Annotated in this window: 15 protein-coding genes and 1 pseudogene; 3 read left to right on the top strand and 13 right to left on the bottom strand. The window is 43.0% G+C overall.

The annotated features are described in order from the left end of the window. Positions 1-203 precede the first annotated feature (203 nt). The 3 genes from purB to RM049_RS14910 all read right to left on the bottom strand — a co-directional run bounded on the left by purB (position 204) and on the right by RM049_RS14910 (position 3305). Positions 204-1499 carry an adenylosuccinate lyase gene (purB, locus tag RM049_RS14920; RefSeq protein WP_322704713.1) on the bottom strand — a complete coding sequence of 432 codons (1296 nt, stop codon included), beginning with the start codon at positions 1497-1499 and terminating at the stop codon, positions 204-206. A gap of 51 nt (positions 1500-1550) precedes the next feature. After that, the gene (locus tag RM049_RS14915; RefSeq protein WP_322672711.1) at positions 1551-2102 is read right to left on the bottom strand and encodes a DUF421 domain-containing protein; all 552 of its coding nucleotides are present in this window, start codon (positions 2100-2102) and stop codon (positions 1551-1553) included. Positions 2103-2288: 186 nt separating this feature from the next. Then, positions 2289-3305 carry a YihY/virulence factor BrkB family protein gene (locus tag RM049_RS14910; RefSeq protein WP_322704712.1) on the bottom strand — a complete coding sequence of 339 codons (1017 nt, stop codon included), beginning with the start codon at positions 3303-3305 and terminating at the stop codon, positions 2289-2291. A gap of 213 nt (positions 3306-3518) precedes the next feature. Here RM049_RS14910 and RM049_RS14905 point away from each other — a divergent pair, with 213 nt between their 5' ends. Then, on the top strand, positions 3519-4160 hold the full coding sequence (locus tag RM049_RS14905) for a type I restriction endonuclease (RefSeq protein WP_322704711.1): 642 nt from the start codon (positions 3519-3521) through the stop codon (positions 4158-4160). A 16-nt stretch (positions 4161-4176) separates the two neighbouring features. Here RM049_RS14905 and RM049_RS14900 read toward each other — a convergent pair whose 3' ends face one another. Then, positions 4177-5706: a YifB family Mg chelatase-like AAA ATPase gene (locus tag RM049_RS14900; RefSeq protein ID WP_322704710.1), complete on the bottom strand. Its 1530-nt coding sequence runs from the start codon at positions 5704-5706 to the stop codon at positions 4177-4179. Between the two features lie 114 nt (positions 5707-5820). On the opposite strand from RM049_RS14900, the pseudogene RM049_RS14895 reads away from it, so the two are divergent. Continuing rightward, positions 5821-6347 (top strand): annotated as a pseudogene (locus tag RM049_RS14895) (TRAP transporter large permease subunit); the annotation flags it as partial. A 191-nt stretch (positions 6348-6538) separates the two neighbouring features. On the opposite strand, the gene RM049_RS14890 reads toward RM049_RS14895, so the two are convergent. The 8 genes from RM049_RS14890 to RM049_RS14855 all read right to left on the bottom strand — a co-directional run bounded on the left by RM049_RS14890 (position 6539) and on the right by RM049_RS14855 (position 15251). Next, the gene (locus RM049_RS14890; protein WP_322704709.1) at positions 6539-6745 is read right to left on the bottom strand and encodes a hypothetical protein; all 207 of its coding nucleotides are present in this window, start codon (positions 6743-6745) and stop codon (positions 6539-6541) included. A 3-nt stretch (positions 6746-6748) separates the two neighbouring features. Then, complete coding sequence (locus tag RM049_RS14885) at positions 6749-7237, bottom strand: type II toxin-antitoxin system VapC family toxin (RefSeq protein ID WP_322704708.1); 489 nt, start codon at positions 7235-7237, stop codon at positions 6749-6751. Between the two features lie 94 nt (positions 7238-7331). After that, a complete protein-coding gene (locus RM049_RS14880; RefSeq protein WP_322704707.1) occupies positions 7332-7466 on the bottom strand; it encodes a hypothetical protein in 135 nt (44 codons plus the stop codon). 165 nt (positions 7467-7631) lie between these two features. Then, positions 7632-8858, bottom strand: a complete 1227-nt coding sequence (locus RM049_RS14875; RefSeq protein WP_322704706.1) for a pentapeptide repeat-containing protein — start codon at positions 8856-8858, stop codon at positions 7632-7634. A gap of 574 nt (positions 8859-9432) precedes the next feature. Next, positions 9433-11400, bottom strand: a complete 1968-nt coding sequence (locus RM049_RS14870) for a response regulator (RefSeq protein ID WP_322704705.1) — start codon at positions 11398-11400, stop codon at positions 9433-9435. After that, the gene (locus RM049_RS14865) at positions 11400-11876 is read right to left on the bottom strand and encodes a response regulator (protein ID WP_322704704.1); all 477 of its coding nucleotides are present in this window, start codon (positions 11874-11876) and stop codon (positions 11400-11402) included. Before RM049_RS14865 ends, RM049_RS14870 begins: the two co-directional genes overlap by 1 nt. Further along, positions 11873-15007, bottom strand: a complete 3135-nt coding sequence (locus RM049_RS14860; RefSeq protein ID WP_322704703.1) for a PAS domain S-box protein — start codon at positions 15005-15007, stop codon at positions 11873-11875. Before RM049_RS14860 ends, RM049_RS14865 begins: the two co-directional genes overlap by 4 nt. Positions 15008-15011: 4 nt before the next feature. Then, positions 15012-15251: a helix-turn-helix transcriptional regulator gene (locus RM049_RS14855; RefSeq protein ID WP_322685748.1), complete on the bottom strand. Its 240-nt coding sequence runs from the start codon at positions 15249-15251 to the stop codon at positions 15012-15014. A 40-nt stretch (positions 15252-15291) separates the two neighbouring features. On the opposite strand from RM049_RS14855, the gene RM049_RS14850 reads away from it, so the two are divergent. Then, the gene (locus RM049_RS14850; protein ID WP_322704702.1) at positions 15292-15555 is read left to right on the top strand and encodes a hypothetical protein; all 264 of its coding nucleotides are present in this window, start codon (positions 15292-15294) and stop codon (positions 15553-15555) included. A gap of 492 nt (positions 15556-16047) precedes the next feature. Here the strand turns inward: RM049_RS14850 and RM049_RS14845 are convergent, their stop codons facing one another. Next, complete coding sequence (locus tag RM049_RS14845) at positions 16048-17523, bottom strand: pentapeptide repeat-containing protein (protein WP_322704701.1); 1476 nt, start codon at positions 17521-17523, stop codon at positions 16048-16050. Positions 17524-17692 lie beyond the last annotated feature (169 nt).

Here is a 17692-nt window from a genome sequence, read left to right as displayed (position 1 = left end):
GATAATTTCAGTTATTTACTACTTGCTTATGTCGGAAAGTGACAGAAGAGGGTTAAACAAGCGTGAAATCAAGGCTTTTAGCAATCAACATTTTCCTAACCTATGTAGCTACGGTTATATTATCTTTTTTGATGATATCTGCATATTTTTGGGGTAATTTACTTATAGTAAGTGCCTAAACGCCTACTACAAGTAAATTAATCTTAAATACCTAATCGTTGGTAAACTTCTTCTAAATGCCGCAGATGTTGCTGGGGATCAAAACAAACCTCTAGTTCTGCTGGAGACAACTTTTGGGTAACACGCGGATCTTTGCTAATCAAGTCTTGGAAGTTTCCTTCTGGCTGATTCCAAGCGGCGTGGGCGCTTTCTTGAACGATCGCATAAGCTTCTTCTCGGCTGCTTCCCTTGTCTATCAAAGCCAGTAACACTTTTTGGCTGAACACAACGCCGCCGTAGCAGTTGAGATTGCGTTTCATGTTCTCAGGATAAACCAACAAGTTTTTCACCAAATCAGTTATTTCTGACAACATAAAATGCGTCAAAGTACAAGCATCTGGCAAAATTACCCGTTCTACAGAACTGTGAGAAATGTCTCGTTCATGCCATAAAGCAACGTTTTCTAAAGCTGCACCGGCATGACTTCTGACGAGTCGTGCCATTCCCGTCAATCGTTCCGAACGGATGGGGTTGCGCTTGTGTGGCATGGCTGAGGAGCCTTTTTGACCTTTGGCGAAAAATTCTTCAACTTCTAAAACGTCTGTTTTTTGGAGATTGCGAATTTCTACAGCAAAGCGTTCAATGGTTGCGGCTACTAAAGCTAATTGTTGCACGTAGTCGGCGTGGCGATCGCGGGAAATAACTTGGGTTGAGGCTGTATCGGGTTCGAGTCCGAGTTTTTCACAAGCGATCGCTTCTACGCGCGGTTCAATATTGGCATAGGTTCCGACTGCACCGGAAATCTTACCGACAGCGATCGTTTGGCGAAGAATTCTCAAGCGTTCTTGGTGTCGCAACACTTCTGCTAACCAACCAGCTAGTTTAAAACCAAAAGTAATCGGTTCAGCGTGAATACCGTGCGATCGGCCAGCCATTACTGTATGACGATGTTCCCGTGCTTTTTGGCGAATTACCTCAATCAAATCTTCCAGACGTTGCAACAATATATCCAGACTGGCAACTAATTGCAGTGCTAAAGCTGTATCCAAAACATCCGAACTAGTTAAACCCAGGTGAATGTAGCGTCCGGCATCACCAACATATTCATTGACATTTGTCAAGAAAGCAATGACATCATGGCGGACTACAGCCTCAATTTCTAAAACCCGCTTTGGATCAAAATCTGCCTTGGCCTTAATTTCCTCAACGGCTTCAGATGGAATGTAACCAAGTTCAGCTTGAGCCTCACAAACAGCAATTTCGACTTGCAGCCAAGTTTTTAGTTTATAGGCTTCACTCCACAGATTAGCCATTTCGGGCAAAGTATAACGCTCAATCACAGTTCGGCACAGAATACAACCGTCATATTTTACAGTCTAATTAATGTCTAATTAATGTAGATCGCTTTTTAACGCGACTTTTTCCTCAGGGACAGCAGTAGTTTTTGAATCCGACGTGATAATACTAATCCTGCCATCAGCCTCCATATATGCGAACTTCACATCAGCTAAAAATTCTACACCTTGCTGACGTAACTTGCTCATCAACTCATCATCTGTAATTAACTCTCGTTGCAGATGGCGCTCAATCATCCGACCGTTTTTTACTAGTAGCAACGGTGGCGGATTCAGGAAACGTTGAAACTGGGGTAGTTTGTAACCCAACCAGTTCAGCAAGTAACTCCAAAAAATCACTGTTCCGACCAGAATAGCGCCTTCAGTAATTGATGTGTAATTACTTGCCATAGCATTTTGAGCAGCTTCCGCAAATAGCACAACTACGAGTAAATCAGTAATTCCTAGTGTTCCTAGTTGTCGGCTAGGAAGCAGGCGTAGCACTGAGAACAGCGCTAAGTAAACTAGCGATCCGCGGATAATCAACTCAAAAATGCTGATACTAGGAATAAAAATTGCTTGCCAATTGATAAAAAACCATTTTTCCATTAGCACTGATTTTCTTCCTTGTTCAATAGACTTCTGGAAAAAATCCAGTATAAAAAAGAGTCAGAATTCAGAATTGCTGAATACTCTACTCATCAACTGTAGCAATAAAAACTAATTCACTGGACTGGATATTAGGTACTTTCATATCTATCAGATTTACAAATATAAATCTCCAGCAATCAAGCATTAAAATCGCTGATTTTTTCTTCTCTGTTTTAAGCGTTTGGGCTTCCTAAAATACTGGAATAAGCGATTAATCAAGCGAGAAGATGGCTTCTTCTTATTCGATACTTGTTCTGTTGGCGCCTTGCCATTATAGTTTGTGTTATCAGATACATGTATAGCATTTTTAGTCGGGACTATGCCGCTGCCATGCCTTCGGGAATAAACTTGAGTAAATTCTGCACCGAAGAAAAGAATTTGTGCGGCATAGTTAACCCAAGCTAAAATTACCACCAGTGAACCAGCTGCACCATAGGTCGATCCAAAACTACCATTACCTAAATATTGTCCTAATAAAAATCTCCCAATAGAGAACAAAATTGAGGTGATAGACGCTCCAATTAAAACATCACTCCATGCAATTTTGACATCTGGTAGAACTTTAAAAATTAGTCCAAACAGTACTGTAGTTATTGCAAAAGAGATGACTAAATTAGCAATCTGCCAGATGAAATCAAAACCTGGCAATAAATTACTAAAGTATGTTACTAAGGTTGCTAATATCGTACTAATTACTAGAGAAACTAAAAGTAAAAAGCCAATTCCAATCACCATTGCAAAGGACAAAACGCGGAGGCGAATCATGTTATTTATGCCACGTCCAGGTTTGGGTTTCACTTCCCAAATCGTGTTCATGGCATCTTGCAACTCAGTAAATAAGCCTGTAGCACCCAATAGCAAAACTAGGACACTAATAGTCGAAGCGATCGCTCCTGTCTTTGGTTGGTTAGCATTTTGGATGGCTGTTTCGAGAAACTTTGCGCCATCTACCCCGACTAAACCTTGAATTTGTCCGACAATTTGACCTCTTGCCGCTTCCTCTCCAAATACTGCACCTGCGATCGCAATTACAATAATTAGCAATGGTGCAATGGAAAAAATCGTGTAATAAGCTAACGCCGCCGCTAACCGCGAGGCTTTATCGTCACTCCATTCTTTGAATGTCTCTTGTAATAACTTCCAAATTTCTTGCAAATTCATCCAATCAGTCTCCTTGTAAGGGATGTTGCTTAGTCCCTGATATATTGGATACTGATTTGTTGAGTTGCGGCATCCTCCCAAGGGTGTTTGTGAAGCGTTCTTGGGGAGTAATTTAGAATTTTATAGTCACATGACAATGCGATCGCGCTAATTGGCGATAATAAAGATGCGCTGATATCGATCCTATAGCAAAGTAATTTTTACCTAGAAGCAATGACACAGACCGCAGCAATTACAGAAGCGATTACTACTCTTCAGGATGTAGAAAATCGATTTGGTTTTGTCCGTGTTGAAAACGAGCAATTTTTCCCAGAGTGGTATGAGGGATTGTCTGAAATTACGGAAGCGGAAAAAGCCTCTGTGGATGTTGTGCGGCGCAGGTATCTTTATCACCGTGCTGGAGGTGATTTACTAGAAGGGACAGTCATATTGTTGTTGGTGTCACCAATACTTGCACTCTCTGGATTTTACGATCCTCCTTTCATAATTAAGGCTGAATCATCTGTGGAACTAATGCTGAATGATGACGAGGAAATACTGCGCGGACGAATTGATGTTTTAGTGTTACAAGATCGGTTGTGGGTGATGGTGTTGGAGTCGAAAAAAACCACACTCTCAGTTTGGTCGGCTGTACCGCAAGCTCTAGCTTATATGATGGCTAACCCCAATCCCAGTAAACCTGTGTTTGGGATGGTGACGAATGGAGACGATATTTTATTTGTCAAAGTGATGCAAACAAATACACCACAGTACGATTTGTCAAGAGTTTTTGCTCCGTTTGCATCCGCGAGGGAACTGTACGCAGTTTTGCAAATTCTCAAACGTATTGGTGAGTTAATTTCTCCTACGTCTTAGCGTTCCCTTTTCCCTTTTATTGCATTCTATCAATTGTGCGATACTGAATTGCTTCCGCCACATGATTAGTTTTTAGCTCATCTTCTCCTGCTAAATCTGCAATAGTGCGTGCTACTTTGAGAATGCGATCGCTTGCTCTTGCCGATAAGCCTAATTTTCTAATTGCTGCTTCTAATAAATTGCGGCTAGCATCATCTAACTTACACCATTTCTGGAGATGACTACTTTGCAAATGGGCATTGCAACGCAGATTTGTTTCTCCTTGAAAACGGGTAATTGCACGATCGCTTGCTTGTTGCACTCGTTCGCGTACTGATGCTGATGTTTCTCCCGTCGGTTGTTGGGTAATTTCTTCTGGTTTCAAGCGATTCACTGCAACTTGTAAATCAATTCGATCCATCAACGGCCCAGAAAGTTTTGCCCAATATTGCTCGCGTTGGCGGGGAGAACAAGTACATTGTTGGATAGTATCGCCATAGTAACCGCAAGGACAAGGATTCGTACTCGCCACCAAAGTAAACTGCGCGGGAAACATTACCGATAGTTTGGTGCGGGAAATTGTCACATAGCCATCTTCTAGAGGTTGACGCAAAAATTCTAAAACATCTCGTTTAAATTCTGTCAGTTCATCCAAAAAAAGTACACCTCTGTGAGATAATGAGATTTCTCCAGGACGAGGGAAGCTACCGCCACCCACAAGAGAAGGCCCGGATGCCGAATGGTGGGGACTGCGAAAAGGGCGATCGCGTACCAATGAACCACGATTTTTCAATAAACCAGCTACCGAATGAATGCGAGTCACTTCCAAAGATTCGGCAAAGCTCAACGGCGGTAAAATTCCTGGTAAGCGCCTTGCTAGCATGGTTTTCCCACTACCAGGCGGCCCGACAAAAATGAGATTATGCCCGCCAGCCGCAGCAATTTCTAAAGCACGACGCCCATGAGCTTGTCCTTTCACATCATGTAAATCTGCGCCAGGGTAGGATACTGTTGTTGTCTGTATTGTACTATCTATCTGCACAGGTTTGTAACGCCCCGGATTATTTAAAAAATCCACCACCTCAGACAAATGCTTGCAGCCGTAAACAGCCAAATCTTCAACCACTGCCGCTTCTTGGGCATTATCAGCAGGGAGAACTAAACCTGCAATTCCCATCTTTTGGGCTGCTGCTGCGATCGGTAATACACCAGCCACCGGACGTAAACTGCCATCCAAAGAGACTTCGCCCAAAAATAGATAATCCCCCAACAAATCAGCGCTAACTTGCTCAGAAGCCGCCAAAATTCCCACACTAATAGGCAAATCAAAACAGGGGCCTTCTTTGCGCAAATCTGCCGGAGTTAAATTAATTACTATCTTTCGCATCGGAAAGGCAAAGCCAGTATTTTTCAAAGTTGCTTTGACTCTTTCTCTTGACTCTTGAATCGCTGAATCTGGAAGTCCCAAGACAACAATTCCCGGTAATCCCCCTGACACATCGACTTCCACGCCGACTTTGACGGCATCGATGCCCACAATTGATGCACTCCAGACTCTAGCAAGCATTGCTTATATAATAGTAAACCTTTAGGATCTCTAGCAGATGAGTTGGTAAATTGGCATTAGTGAAACCACATAGACGATTTTTCTCAATTACAGCAATTTTCATCCACATTTGATTGTGGTGGTGCGATCGCACTGGCGGCTGCTAATCGTAAACTTACCTTAGAATATCTGCGTCAAGTTTGTGATACTACTTTGCGAATCACCAGCATGGTAGTTTTTATCCTATTTGGTTCCACAGCTTTTAGTTTAGTCTGTCGAGGGTTAAATAGCGATCGCTTTATGTTCGATGTTCTCGCCAATCTCCCCGGTGGTAAAACTGGCTTTTTGGTTGTCAGCATGGCAGTAGTATTTATCCTCGGCTTTTTCGAGATCGCCTAATTATTGTATCATTGTTTACACTAGTTGCCCAAAACTTAGGTATTGACTTGATTTGGTATGGTGTAGTTTTGGGAGCAAATTTGCAAGCATCTTTCCTCACACCTCTTTTTGGCTTTGCGCTGTTTTACCTGCGTGGTGTCACCCCACCAGAAGTTACGACAAAGGATATCTATCGCGGTGTAATACCGTTTATTTTGTTGCAACTATTGGTGGTGTTAATTATTGTTTTCCCAGGATTGGTATCAGCTCTAATGCCTTGGTGAATTATCTAAAATATACTGCTCCTGGTTTTGTTTACAGCAAGGAAAAGGTCATATTGTCTTGCTCTCATAGTACAATGGTATTTTGACCGTGTTGTGTGGCGGTCGCGCAATATCAAGAAACGCGATAATAATGTTTAAAAAGTCAGACCCCCCAGTAGTATCAAAGCTGAACTGACTCGCACAAAGATGCACTACGCTAAAGTAGACACGCTCTCAGTTTGCGTCGGGTGCAGTGATTTGTTAGACCGACGTTTGATCGGAAGTTTTACAACTTTACGCCCATGAGCAATCTGTTTCTTTCGTAGATCGTTAAAGATTGCGTTCAGGTCATAGTTAAATGAGCTAGCGTATTCCTCTCTGTACTTGTGAATTTCCTCTAAAATTTCGTTTTTATACATAGATTATTCTTCTGTAAAATCGTATCCCATTAACTCATAGGGTGTACAGATGACTGGTAATTCATATCCAAGTTCAGAGCTAATTTGTGATAGCTTTCTCTGGATTTGGGCGTTTGCCATATGCTTACAGTTCCATGTTAACAGGTAGTCTAAACCGTAAACTGTTGCTAATAAGATATGCAAAGCATCATTAGAGGCTTTTGGTGGTAGGTTGCTTTGTTGCAAAAACTCTTGTGCAAGCTCTATCGCTTCTTCTGTGAGATCGAGAAACGTTAAAGACTCTAACAAATTCAGCCTTTGATCCGCGATCGCTGCATCTCCCCTAGCCGCTTCATCTTCTACAATCTCAGAAGCATAAAGGACAAAAGAACCGCGACGAATATTCCACCAATCTTGCGTGATTTTCATGTTTGCTGCCAGAATCAAGTTATCTGTCGATCTGGCAGTCAAGTATCCCAAAATACTAGTTTCAATATAGACGGTTTCGCTCACAGAAATCTCTAGAATTTATTTATCCCTCATCCTACAGCGTTTAATTCTCCTTCTGAGGGTCTTGGATTTTCTTCTGTCAACCCAATCTATAAGATCAGCGATCGCTCAGTTGCAAAACTACCATAACCTTATAATAAAGAGGGGATTTACCAGCTTGGCTACAGGAAACTAGACTAGCAGCAGTTACAGTGGCGATCGCAGCTGTGTTAAAAACCTCTCGCCGTTTCATAATTGTTTGTGATTTAAATTGCGAAAAATTTAGGCTGATAGAGAATATTTATCAGGTTTTTAGCAATTTTTTAGCTTTGGGTACTAAATTAAACACGATAGGGACGCATAGTTATGCGTCCCTATCTTGTAATCTAGTTTTAGATGGTGAAACTTTAGGTTGTTATTACCACCAATGTTGGGGTATTTTCAAGTTTTCCGGTAAGATTGTTGTGCGATCGCCAATTGCTTGTTCAATCTGCTGTGATTCTACATTTTCCGAGCCGCTCAAGTTGGCTCCACAGAGGTTAGCTTCTTGAAAATTAGCTTCTTGGAGGTTAGCTGTACTAAGTAATGCACTTTCTAGATTAGCGCCAGCAAGTTTTGCCCCTTGCAAGTTACTGCCAATCAAGTTTGTATCTTGGAGATTGCTACCCTCAAAGTTAACTTCTTCTAAGTTGGCATCACAAAGGATTGCTCCTTCCAAGTTGGCATCACAAAGGATTGCTCCTTCCAAGTTGGCATCACAAAGAACTGCCCCTTCCAAGTTGGCATCGTAAAGGATGGCTTGGGAAAGGTTCGCTTTTCTAAGAACTGCGCCTTGGAGATTGGCTTCTGGGAGGATTGCTTTTTGCAGGTTGGCTTCATAAAAGATTGAGCCACAAAGACAGGTAACAGATAAGTCTGCTTCAGAAAGGTTTACTTTGGTAAAATTGACCCATTGCAAGTTAGCTCCAACAAAAATTGCTCTAGAGAGGTTAGCATCTGTTAAGTCTGCATTGCTAAGGTCTGTATTGCGTAAATCAAGTTTCTGATTGACTGGATCTTTAGATGAATCGCGTCTGCCAATGACAGTTAAGGCTGTTTGAATATCTGTAGGAAGTTTTGATGATTGTAGTGATTCATCCTCATATTCCCTATTTACTGGGGCATTCTCGCGGATAAAAGCAGCGAGGATTTCCATAATTGTCCAATGATCTTTCGAGGAATCTTTGGCAATTCGTTCTAAAGCATAAATTGCCGCAAATCGCGTTTCAATCTTTTCATTTCCCAGTTGTTCAATCGCTTTAGAAAAGCGTTCGGAAACAATTTCTTGGGGAGTTAGTGGTGTCTGATTGATACAATTTACAATATTGTTATCCCAAGCTACTGTTCCAGTTAGTAGTTGCGTTAACAAGCTGTGATTCTCATCTAGAGAGAGTTTAGAGGTATAGTAAGCATTAAGAATTAATGCCAATCCCCCAATAATTATGGCAATTGTTGTTAATGCTTGAGAGATGTATTCAATTTTTTCTTGATTTGAAAATCCTTGAATACTTTCAAAAAATAATATAATTAGAGTGAATGATAAAATAAATATAACCGAGACAAATGCCAACAAAGTCGTGAGTCCATTGGTCTTTATGAAAGACATGTCATAAGTCTTCATATCCGACTCCTTACGGAAATAAATTTAGGTTGATTCTAAGAGTATCCGTAAAGTTATGATAGAGTACAAACACGGATAAAATTGGCGAACTATTAAATCCACTATATAAAAATTATCTATATAACAATCCCGAATCATTTGTGAGGAACAAGACCCTTGACTTTCTAGAGAAGCCAGGGAGCTGATTATTTACGAATGATTAGATATCTGATGAAATTAAATATGCTGTATCCAGAAACCTTGTAGAGACTTAGTACTGCTACATCTCTACACTCTTTTTCACTCAGATTTATTTGATAAAATTTTCAGGTATTTAGCCCACGATCCAGACAGGGAATGAAAAGTAGTGTAATTCAATTACTTGAAAAATACTGTCAATAGGGTGATATAAATTTTTGACAAGAGAATAAACTTTTTATATCAACACGCTGTTGGGGCACAACATTTTTCTGTATTACCCGGAGTATTCCAGACAATTAAAAAGACCATATTACTTGTGAAGAATAGTTTAAAATCTGTAACCTGAAGCCAGTTCAATTACTCAGATCGATCGCCAACCCTAACTAGATTGGACTAAGTTAGAAATCGCCACGAGCAATTCCTCTGGTGCTACAGGCTTAACGATATGCTGTTGAAATCCTGCTCTTAGTGCGTACTGCTGATTGATTTCGCCTGCATAAGCAGTCAGAGCGATCGCAGGTATCTTTTTTCCCCCGACTTTTGCTTCTAGAGTTCGCACCTGTTGCATCAGCATATAGCCGTTCATTTCTGGCATTCCAATATCGCTGAGTAAGATATCTGGCTTTGACTGGGTTAGCGCTTGTAATGCTTCATCTCCTGATGCTACTGCGGTGACGATCGCGCCAAACTGTTCCAGTACAAAGCTGAAAAAGTCGCGGGTATCATCATTGTCATCCACAACCAGCACTTGTAAACCCATCAGGGGAGAGTAGGGAAAAGCGGTAGTTGAGGAATCAGTATTTGTGTCATCTTCGCTCGTCGCACTGTCCTTAATTAGCGGCAACCTGACTGTGAAAATCGCTCCTTTGTCCTCACCAAGACTTTCTGCCCCAACCGTTCCGCCGTGCATCTCGATTAAGTGACGAGCGATCGCTAAACCTAACCCTAATCCACCAAACCTTCTAGTTGTTGTACTGTCACCCTGACGGAAATAGTCAAATACATGAGGTAAAAAATTAGGATCAATGCCCTTACCTGTATCGCTGACGGTAATCTGCGCTTGAGCGTCGATGCGCTCCAATCGCACATTTACTTTTCCCTTAGTCTCAGTAAACTTGACGGCATTCGATAAAAGATTCCAGAAAACTTGCTGTAAGCGGGCTGGATCGCCCAAAACTTTCCCCACATTTGGATCGAGCTTCGTCTCAATCTCAATATTTTTAGCCTCTACTGCTAAATGCACTGTTTCCATTGCGGCTTCAATGGTGGATACCAGATCGACTGGGATCGTGTTGAGGCTGAGTTTGCCTTGGAGGATGCGAGAAACATCTAGTAAGTCTTCAATTAGTTGAGCTTGTAATTTGGCATTGCGCTCAATAGTTTTCAGTGCTTTGTTGAGTCCTGCCTCATCAAATTTCCGGCTCTGCAACAGTTTTGCCCAACCGAGAATCGGATTCAAGGGCGATCGCAATTCATGAGAAAGTACCGCCAAAAACTCATCTTTGATTCGGTTAGCAGCCTCAGCTTCCGCCCTAGCTGTTTGCTCAAGTTGCAAAAGGCGATCGCGTTCTGATTCGCTGCGTTTGCGATCGGTGATATCAGTTAGCATGGCGATCGCACCCAAGCACTCACCTCGTTCGTTCAAAATCGCTCTGGCAGAAATCAGTGTCCAGATGTACGAACCATCTTGGCAACGCAATCGCCCTTCTTTGAGATCGCTCCCTTCTCCTTTGAACCACTCCAGTTTTGCTTCATCGGCGATATCATCAGCCAGATCCATAAAATCAAATATAGAACGACCGAGTATTTCTGCTGCCGGATAACCCAACATCTGAGATATCCGCTGATTCACAAACTCTGTTCGAGTTTTGGAGTCAATCATCCAGATTCCTTCATAAGAGGTATCAACAATTTGGCGATACTTGGCTTCACTCTTTTGTAAAGACTCCTCTGCTTGCTTCCGCTTACGCCGCTCCTTAGCTTCCCGCAATGCGCGTTGCACCGAGGGAACTAACCGCCCTATGCGTTGCTTTAATACATAATCGGTTGCACCGTTCTTCAAAGCTTCGATCGCTAATTCTTCACCCAGTACGGCAGAGACAAAGATAAAAGGAATCTCAGGATAACGATTCCGGGCAATTTCCAAGGCAGAAATTCCATCAAAAGACGGCAAGGCATAATCGGCAAGAATTAAATCGAAAGCGTCTGTTTCTAAAGCAGCTAGGAAATCAGCACCGGTTTCGACTCGGATCAGTTCGCAATTAATTCCCCCTTCGGTTAGTACCGCTTGGGCTAGCTCTGCATCTAACACGCTGTCTTCCAAAAGGAGAAAACGCAGGACATTCATTAGTTGCTCTCCTTTTGAGGATGAGGTGCTGGAGGTAAAGCACCAACCGGAGGCTGATTGATCACTGCCCAAAACAAGCCAACACTTTTAATCGAATCGACAAAATCATGGTAATCTACTGGCTTAACAACATAAGCATTCACCCCTAACTCATAGCAACGAACTAGGTCAGGCTCCTCGCGGGAAGAGGTCAATACCACCACTGGAATTACTCGCATTACTGGGTCAGATTTGAGTTGTGTCAGCACTTCTAACCCATCGATTTTAGGCAGTTTCAAATCGAGCAAGACCACAACAGGATACCCTTCCATTCGCAACCGGAACAACCCGCGGCGATAAAGATAATCTAATGCTTCTTCGCCATCACGTACCACCACTACTTCATTGGCGAGATGATTTTCTGACAAGGCAGCTAGGATTAACTCTGCATCGTTGGCACTGTCTTCAATTAGCAGAATTCGCTTCAGTTCTTTCATTCACTCTCCTTGTTGGACAATTTAGGCAGCGAGAAATAAAAAGTGGCGCCACTGTCAACTACAGCCTCTGCCCAAACTCGACCATTATGCCGATGAATAATGCGTTGCACGTTTGCCAATCCAACACCAGTGCCTTCAAATTGTGGGTCGCTATGCAGGCGTTGAAATACTCCGAATAGCTTGTGGACATATTGCATATTAAAGCCTACGCCGTTATCTTGTACAAAAAAGATAACTTCGTTTTCGTTGTCAATACTGCCAACAGTAATTTCTGCTGGGTTTCGAGTCTGGCTATATTTTACGGCATTGCCTATCAAGTTGCGAAGCACCAGTCGCAGCATGGAGGGATCGCCCTGCGCTTCTGGTAATGGGTCTATGTGCCAATGGATTGTCCGTCCTGAAGTTTCTGCAATTAAATCGCGTTTTACCTCATGTACCAATTCCTCCATATTTAAGTTGATGTAGCGCATTTCGGTGCGCCCCATCCGAGAAAATGTCAGCAATTCATCGATCAGTATCCCTGCCTGTTTGGCAGTGTCGGCAATTATTTTTAAATAGCGCTGACTTGTTTGATCTAGGCTTGTTGAGCTATGGCGCTTCTGAAGCAATTCGACAAATCCGGCGATGTGGCGCAGTGGTGCCCGTAAGTCGTGAGAGACTGAGTAAGAGAAGGATTCGAGTTCTTTATTAGCGGCTTCGAGTTGGGCAGTGCGCTCTTGAATTCGCTGCTCTAGCATTTCGTTGAGTTGTTGCAGGGAGGCTTCGGCAACTTTGCGATCGTGAATGTCGCTGGCGATGCCCACCCATTTGATAATCTGTCCGCTTGGATCTCGAAATGGTAAACCCCGGACAATATGCCAACGATAGCTACCATCAGAAACTTGACGAAAGCGAATTTCTATTTCGTAGCTGGTGGCGTTAGCAACAGCCTGCATCGAACTTTTAAAGACGCGATCGCGGTCATCGGCGTGAATGGCATAAATCCAGCCATAGCCTGTAGTCTGCTCCATTGTCAGTCCGGTGAAATCCAACCAGTGTTGATTGCAATAGGTAATACCACCATCGCGATCGCCCATCCAAATAGCTTGCGGTGACACCTCCGTTAAAATTCGGTATCGCTCCTCGCTGTCACGTAGTGCTTCTTCTGCCAACTTGCGATCGTGAATATCAACACAGGAGCCGATATAGCCGAGAAATTCCCCGGTTGGGGCAAACCGAGGCACACCAGTATCAAAAACCCAACGATATTGGCCATCACAATGTCTGAGGCGATATTCGATTTGAAAATTTTGTCGGGCATCAAAAGCATGGGTGTATGTATCTAAGCAACGTTGAAAATCATCAGGATGAATGCCTTCAGTCCACCCTTTGCCCATCTCTTGCTCCAGAGTCCGCCCGGTAAAATCTAGCCAGGGTTTATTAAAGTAGTTACAAAGTTTGTCAGTGCCGGACATCCAAATCAGTACGGGAGCAGTGTCTGCCATTTGGCGAAAGCGGGCTTCACTTTCGCGCAACGCAGCTTCTGCTTGGTTGCGTTCGCGTAGTGCAGCTTGCTGTTCGCTGATGTCAGTGACCAACGCCGCATACCCTTCAACAATTCCCTGTCTATTAAACTGGGGAACGTAAATGGCATTAACGTAACGTGTGCCACCATCTTTGTAAGGAACTTGACTTTCAAATGTTACCTGCTCTCCTGCCAATACTTGTTCCACATAAGGACGAAGCACTTCATAAGCGGATTCACCCAATACTTCCCAAAGATGCTTTCCATAAACTTCTACCGTCGAATGCCCAAACCAATCTTGATAGGCTCGATTGTTGAAGCGATAGCGTTGTTCTGAATCTACAAAGGTAATCAGAACTGGCAGCGCATCTGTAATTAAACGAAGTTCTGTTTCTCGTTGCCGCAGTGCTTCTTCTATGAGCTTACGGTTGGTGATATCGCGCCAGCAATCTATTGCACCAATAATCTCACCTTGGGAATCTCGAATTGGTACGACATTGGCGATCGCTGTAATTGTAGTACCATCTGGACGTTCAATGATACATTCTTCATCGCGGATCGTTTCACCATAGCGCGTTGCACGATATAAAGGTAGTTGCTCTAAGGTGAGGGGCGTTACACCATCAGCCAAGAACAGACTGTAAAGCTGAACATAAGATTCAGAAGACATACCAACGAGAGATTCATTCGGTCTGCCCAAAAGTTTTTGCGCGAGTTTGCTGTTAGCAATAATTGGAAAATCAGGGGGGCCACCAGCGATCGTAATTCCCTCTGGGACGTGTTCTAGAAGCATTTGCAAAATGCTCTGGGCTTCTTCTGCTTGGCGGGAGCGATGCTGGGCTTCTGCTTGGGCTTGTTTGCGTTCGCTTAAGTCAAGTACAAAACCAATGATTGTCCGATCTCCCTGTTTAGCAAAACCAACTAGAACGGGAACTAAAGAGCCGTCTTTGCGGATGTATTCCTGCTCAAAGGGCTTACAACTCCCAGTCATTGTTAGTTCTTGAATCGCTTGCTCGCTTACCTCAATATATTGGAGTGGAACGATCTCGCCCCAGCGGATACGACCAGAGCGCAAATCCTCATGGGTATAATTGAGCATTTTGAGAAAGGCATCATTGGCTTCAACGATTAAGCCGTTCAGATTAGCCACAATCATCCCAATAATATTGGACTCGGTTAAGCGACTAAACCGAGCTTCACTTTCGTATAGTGACTTCAGGCTTGCCTCTACTTGCCGTTGGGCTGCGCGGCGTGATTCGTTAAGCCAGCTGATTAATCCTGCTGTCAGGATGAACACTATCAAGGGAACTAGAATATTCAGATTTGTAATGTTCTGCGCATCGAGTGGCTTAAAAAAGAAGTAATTGACTGCAAAAGTAGACAAAAGGGTAGCAAGTAACCCTGGCCCCAAGCCACCGTACCAGGCACTCACCATCACCGCAGCAAAAAATAGTGCCGCAGGCGTTGGCATGAGATATGGATGGAGTAGCAGAGTTGCCAATAGTGCTAAGGCAACGGATAGGGAAGCAACACCATAATGCAGCAGTTTCTCCCGGATGAATGCGCCCTTGTCTCTACCGCCAGCAAAGATTGTTTGAGATTCAGATGCCCTTGCCTTACGACTCATAACCCTACTCTGCTTCTGGAAAATACTGAGTTAGCAGTCTTTTGCCAGGTTCACCCATCTTCCGTAACATTTCTTCTATTAGTTTTAGCGCTATCAGTGAAGGGACTGTATGCCCATTCTCCCAACGGTTGACTGTTTTGAAAGAAACTCCGACTTTAGCAGCAAACTGTTTCTGAGAAAGATTGAGCTGCTGACGAAGTTCCCGAATTAAATCTAAAATTTCCAGCTGCTTTGTTAGAGACATCTCTGTGTTTTATCCCCATAGGATAATTAGCGTAGGACAGATGTCTTATTCATTGTCTCTTACTCAGGGAATATTTTCTCTGTTTCCGTCTCTAACTGAACCGTTTGAGTTCAAAGGTTCAACGGTGAAGCTCAGAGGTTCGGCGATGAAGCTCAAAGGCTCAACGATGAAGCTCAAAGGTTCAACGATGAAGCTAAAAGGTTCAACGATGAAGCTCAAAGGCTCAACGATGAAGCTCAAAGGCTCAACGATGAAGCTTAAAGGTTCAGCGATGAAGCTCAAAGGTTCAAGTTTCAGTATCTAAGGGTGAGAGGATGAATGAACAAGTATTTTTCATCACATCAAAGCCTCGGAAACCTAACCCCCCTAGCCCCTCTTCCCTACTCTACGGTGTACACACAAGTCGAATTACCCCCCTCAATCCCCCCGATGCATTGGGGGGAAGCCGGAAATCTAATTCCCTCCCCTTTGCAAGGGGAGGGTTAGGGTGGGGTATAACCCTGGTTAATCAGCTATTTCAGACTTGTGTGTACACCGTAGCTTCCCTACTAGGGAATGGGGGTTTCAAAGCCTCTCTTTGCTTGCCTAATGGCAGGTTGACGCCAACGGGGAGAGGAATGGAAGTAGGGTTTATAGTATACTTTACGACTTTTCAAACATCCTCTGAAACTTGAGCTTTCCAATGTTCGGGTAGTTGAAGATTTTTCGGTGATTTTTACGGAGAATTTTGGTAAAAACTATGGCACTAAGTGAAAACGGTAGAATACGCCCAAATAACTAATGATGCTGCGATCGCTTAACCCAATTGCCGCCAATGTGCTGGTGCTTCGATATAATCAGGTAAGCGAGTGGTGCGATCGCCAACTGCCTCTCTAATCTGATGCAACTCTAAATTTTTCGCTCCTGTCAAAATTGTCCCTTCCAGTTTGACATCATTGAGATTAGCTTGTGAAAAGTTAGCTCCCATGAGGTTTGCCTGAGTCAGGTTAGCTTGATAAAAGGTTGCCCTATAGAGGTTTGCTCCAATTAGATTAGCCTGATATAAGTCAGCTTCCGTTAAGCTAGCTTCTGAGAGGTTGGCAAAATAGACTTCTGTTTGGTGGAGTTTGGCTGCATTCAAATTAGCCCCAGAAAGGTTAGCTCCATTCAGATTTGCCCCACAAAGATTAGCACCAATCAAACCCGTTTGCTGCAAGTTGGCTTTACCCAATTTTGCTCCTTGTAAATTAGCTAAAAACAACTTTGCTCCAGAGAGATTAGCAGCTTTTAAGGTCGCTTGTTGCAAATTAGCTTTATAAAGGTTCGCCCCTTGTAAATTAGCTGCACGCAGACTTGCACCAGAGAGGTTGGCTGAACGCAGGTTAGCTCCAGAGAGGTTAGTACGATTCAGGTTAGCCCAACAAAGGTTGGCTCCATATAAACTAGCTTTTATTAATTTTGTTTCATAGAGAATCGACCTAATGAGTTTAGCGCCGCTAAGGTCACATCCACTCAAGTCAGCCCCACGTAAATCAGCCCCACTCAAGTCAGCCCCACGCAGGTCAGCTTGTTGCAGGTTGGTTTTTAGTAGGTCTGCTTGTCTAATGTCGGTGTTACGTAAATCAAGTTTTTGATCTTTTGGGTCTTCGAGTAAATTACGCCTGCCGATAACAGTTAGAGCTGCTTGAATATCGGTGCGTATTTTGGGGAATTCTTCATGGAGATTTTGCTCTAACTGCGGCGTTGGACGCGACCCACTTCTACGCCGACTTGAGTAAATTGCTCCTTGATATTCCGGCTTTTGTTGCTCGCCTTTTAGGTGTTGGATGGGTGCATTCTCTCGCACAAAGGCAGTGAGAATTTCCATAATTGTCCAGTGTTCTTGAGGAAAATCCTGAGCAACCCTTTCTAAAGCATAAATTGCACCTGTTCGAGTTTCCACCTTTTCATGGCCAAGCTGGGCAATTGCACCCATAAAGCGCTCTGCAATCAATCTGTCTTGATTGAGTTTGGCATTTTGCAAGCCAATTTCTAAGTTTTTCTCAGATGCGATCGCACTCTTGTGCATCGCTTGGGCACGTCTTGCTGCATAATAAGTATTAAACATTGCTGTCGATGCCAGAAAAACTATTGCAGTAGTTGTTAAAGCTTGGTTTCTAAACTGGATTTTTTCTTGAATTGACAATTCTTTAATATTGGACAAGGCAAAGAAAATTACAGTCAACGAACAGCCAAATATAGCTGTTAAAGTTATCAACCAATTCAAAAGAGCGTCTGTCTTTTTAGAAGACATGGTAAAAATTTTCCTTACAACCTAGAATTATTACTTAGATGTTGAGGAAAAATAGTATAGCATTTAGCAGAAATTTATAATAGGTGTCAAAACACTTATTGAACTAGGGAATTATATCTAATATAATTTTACGTCACACATCAAGAAACGCTTGCGCTACAAAAATTAC

Source organism: Nostoc sp. DedQUE04, from assembly GCF_034530995.1.
Taxonomy (GTDB): domain Bacteria; phylum Cyanobacteriota; class Cyanobacteriia; order Cyanobacteriales; family Nostocaceae; genus Nostoc.
The sequence above is the reverse complement of the archived record's forward strand: the minus strand, read 5'-3'. Positions and strand labels throughout refer to the sequence as shown.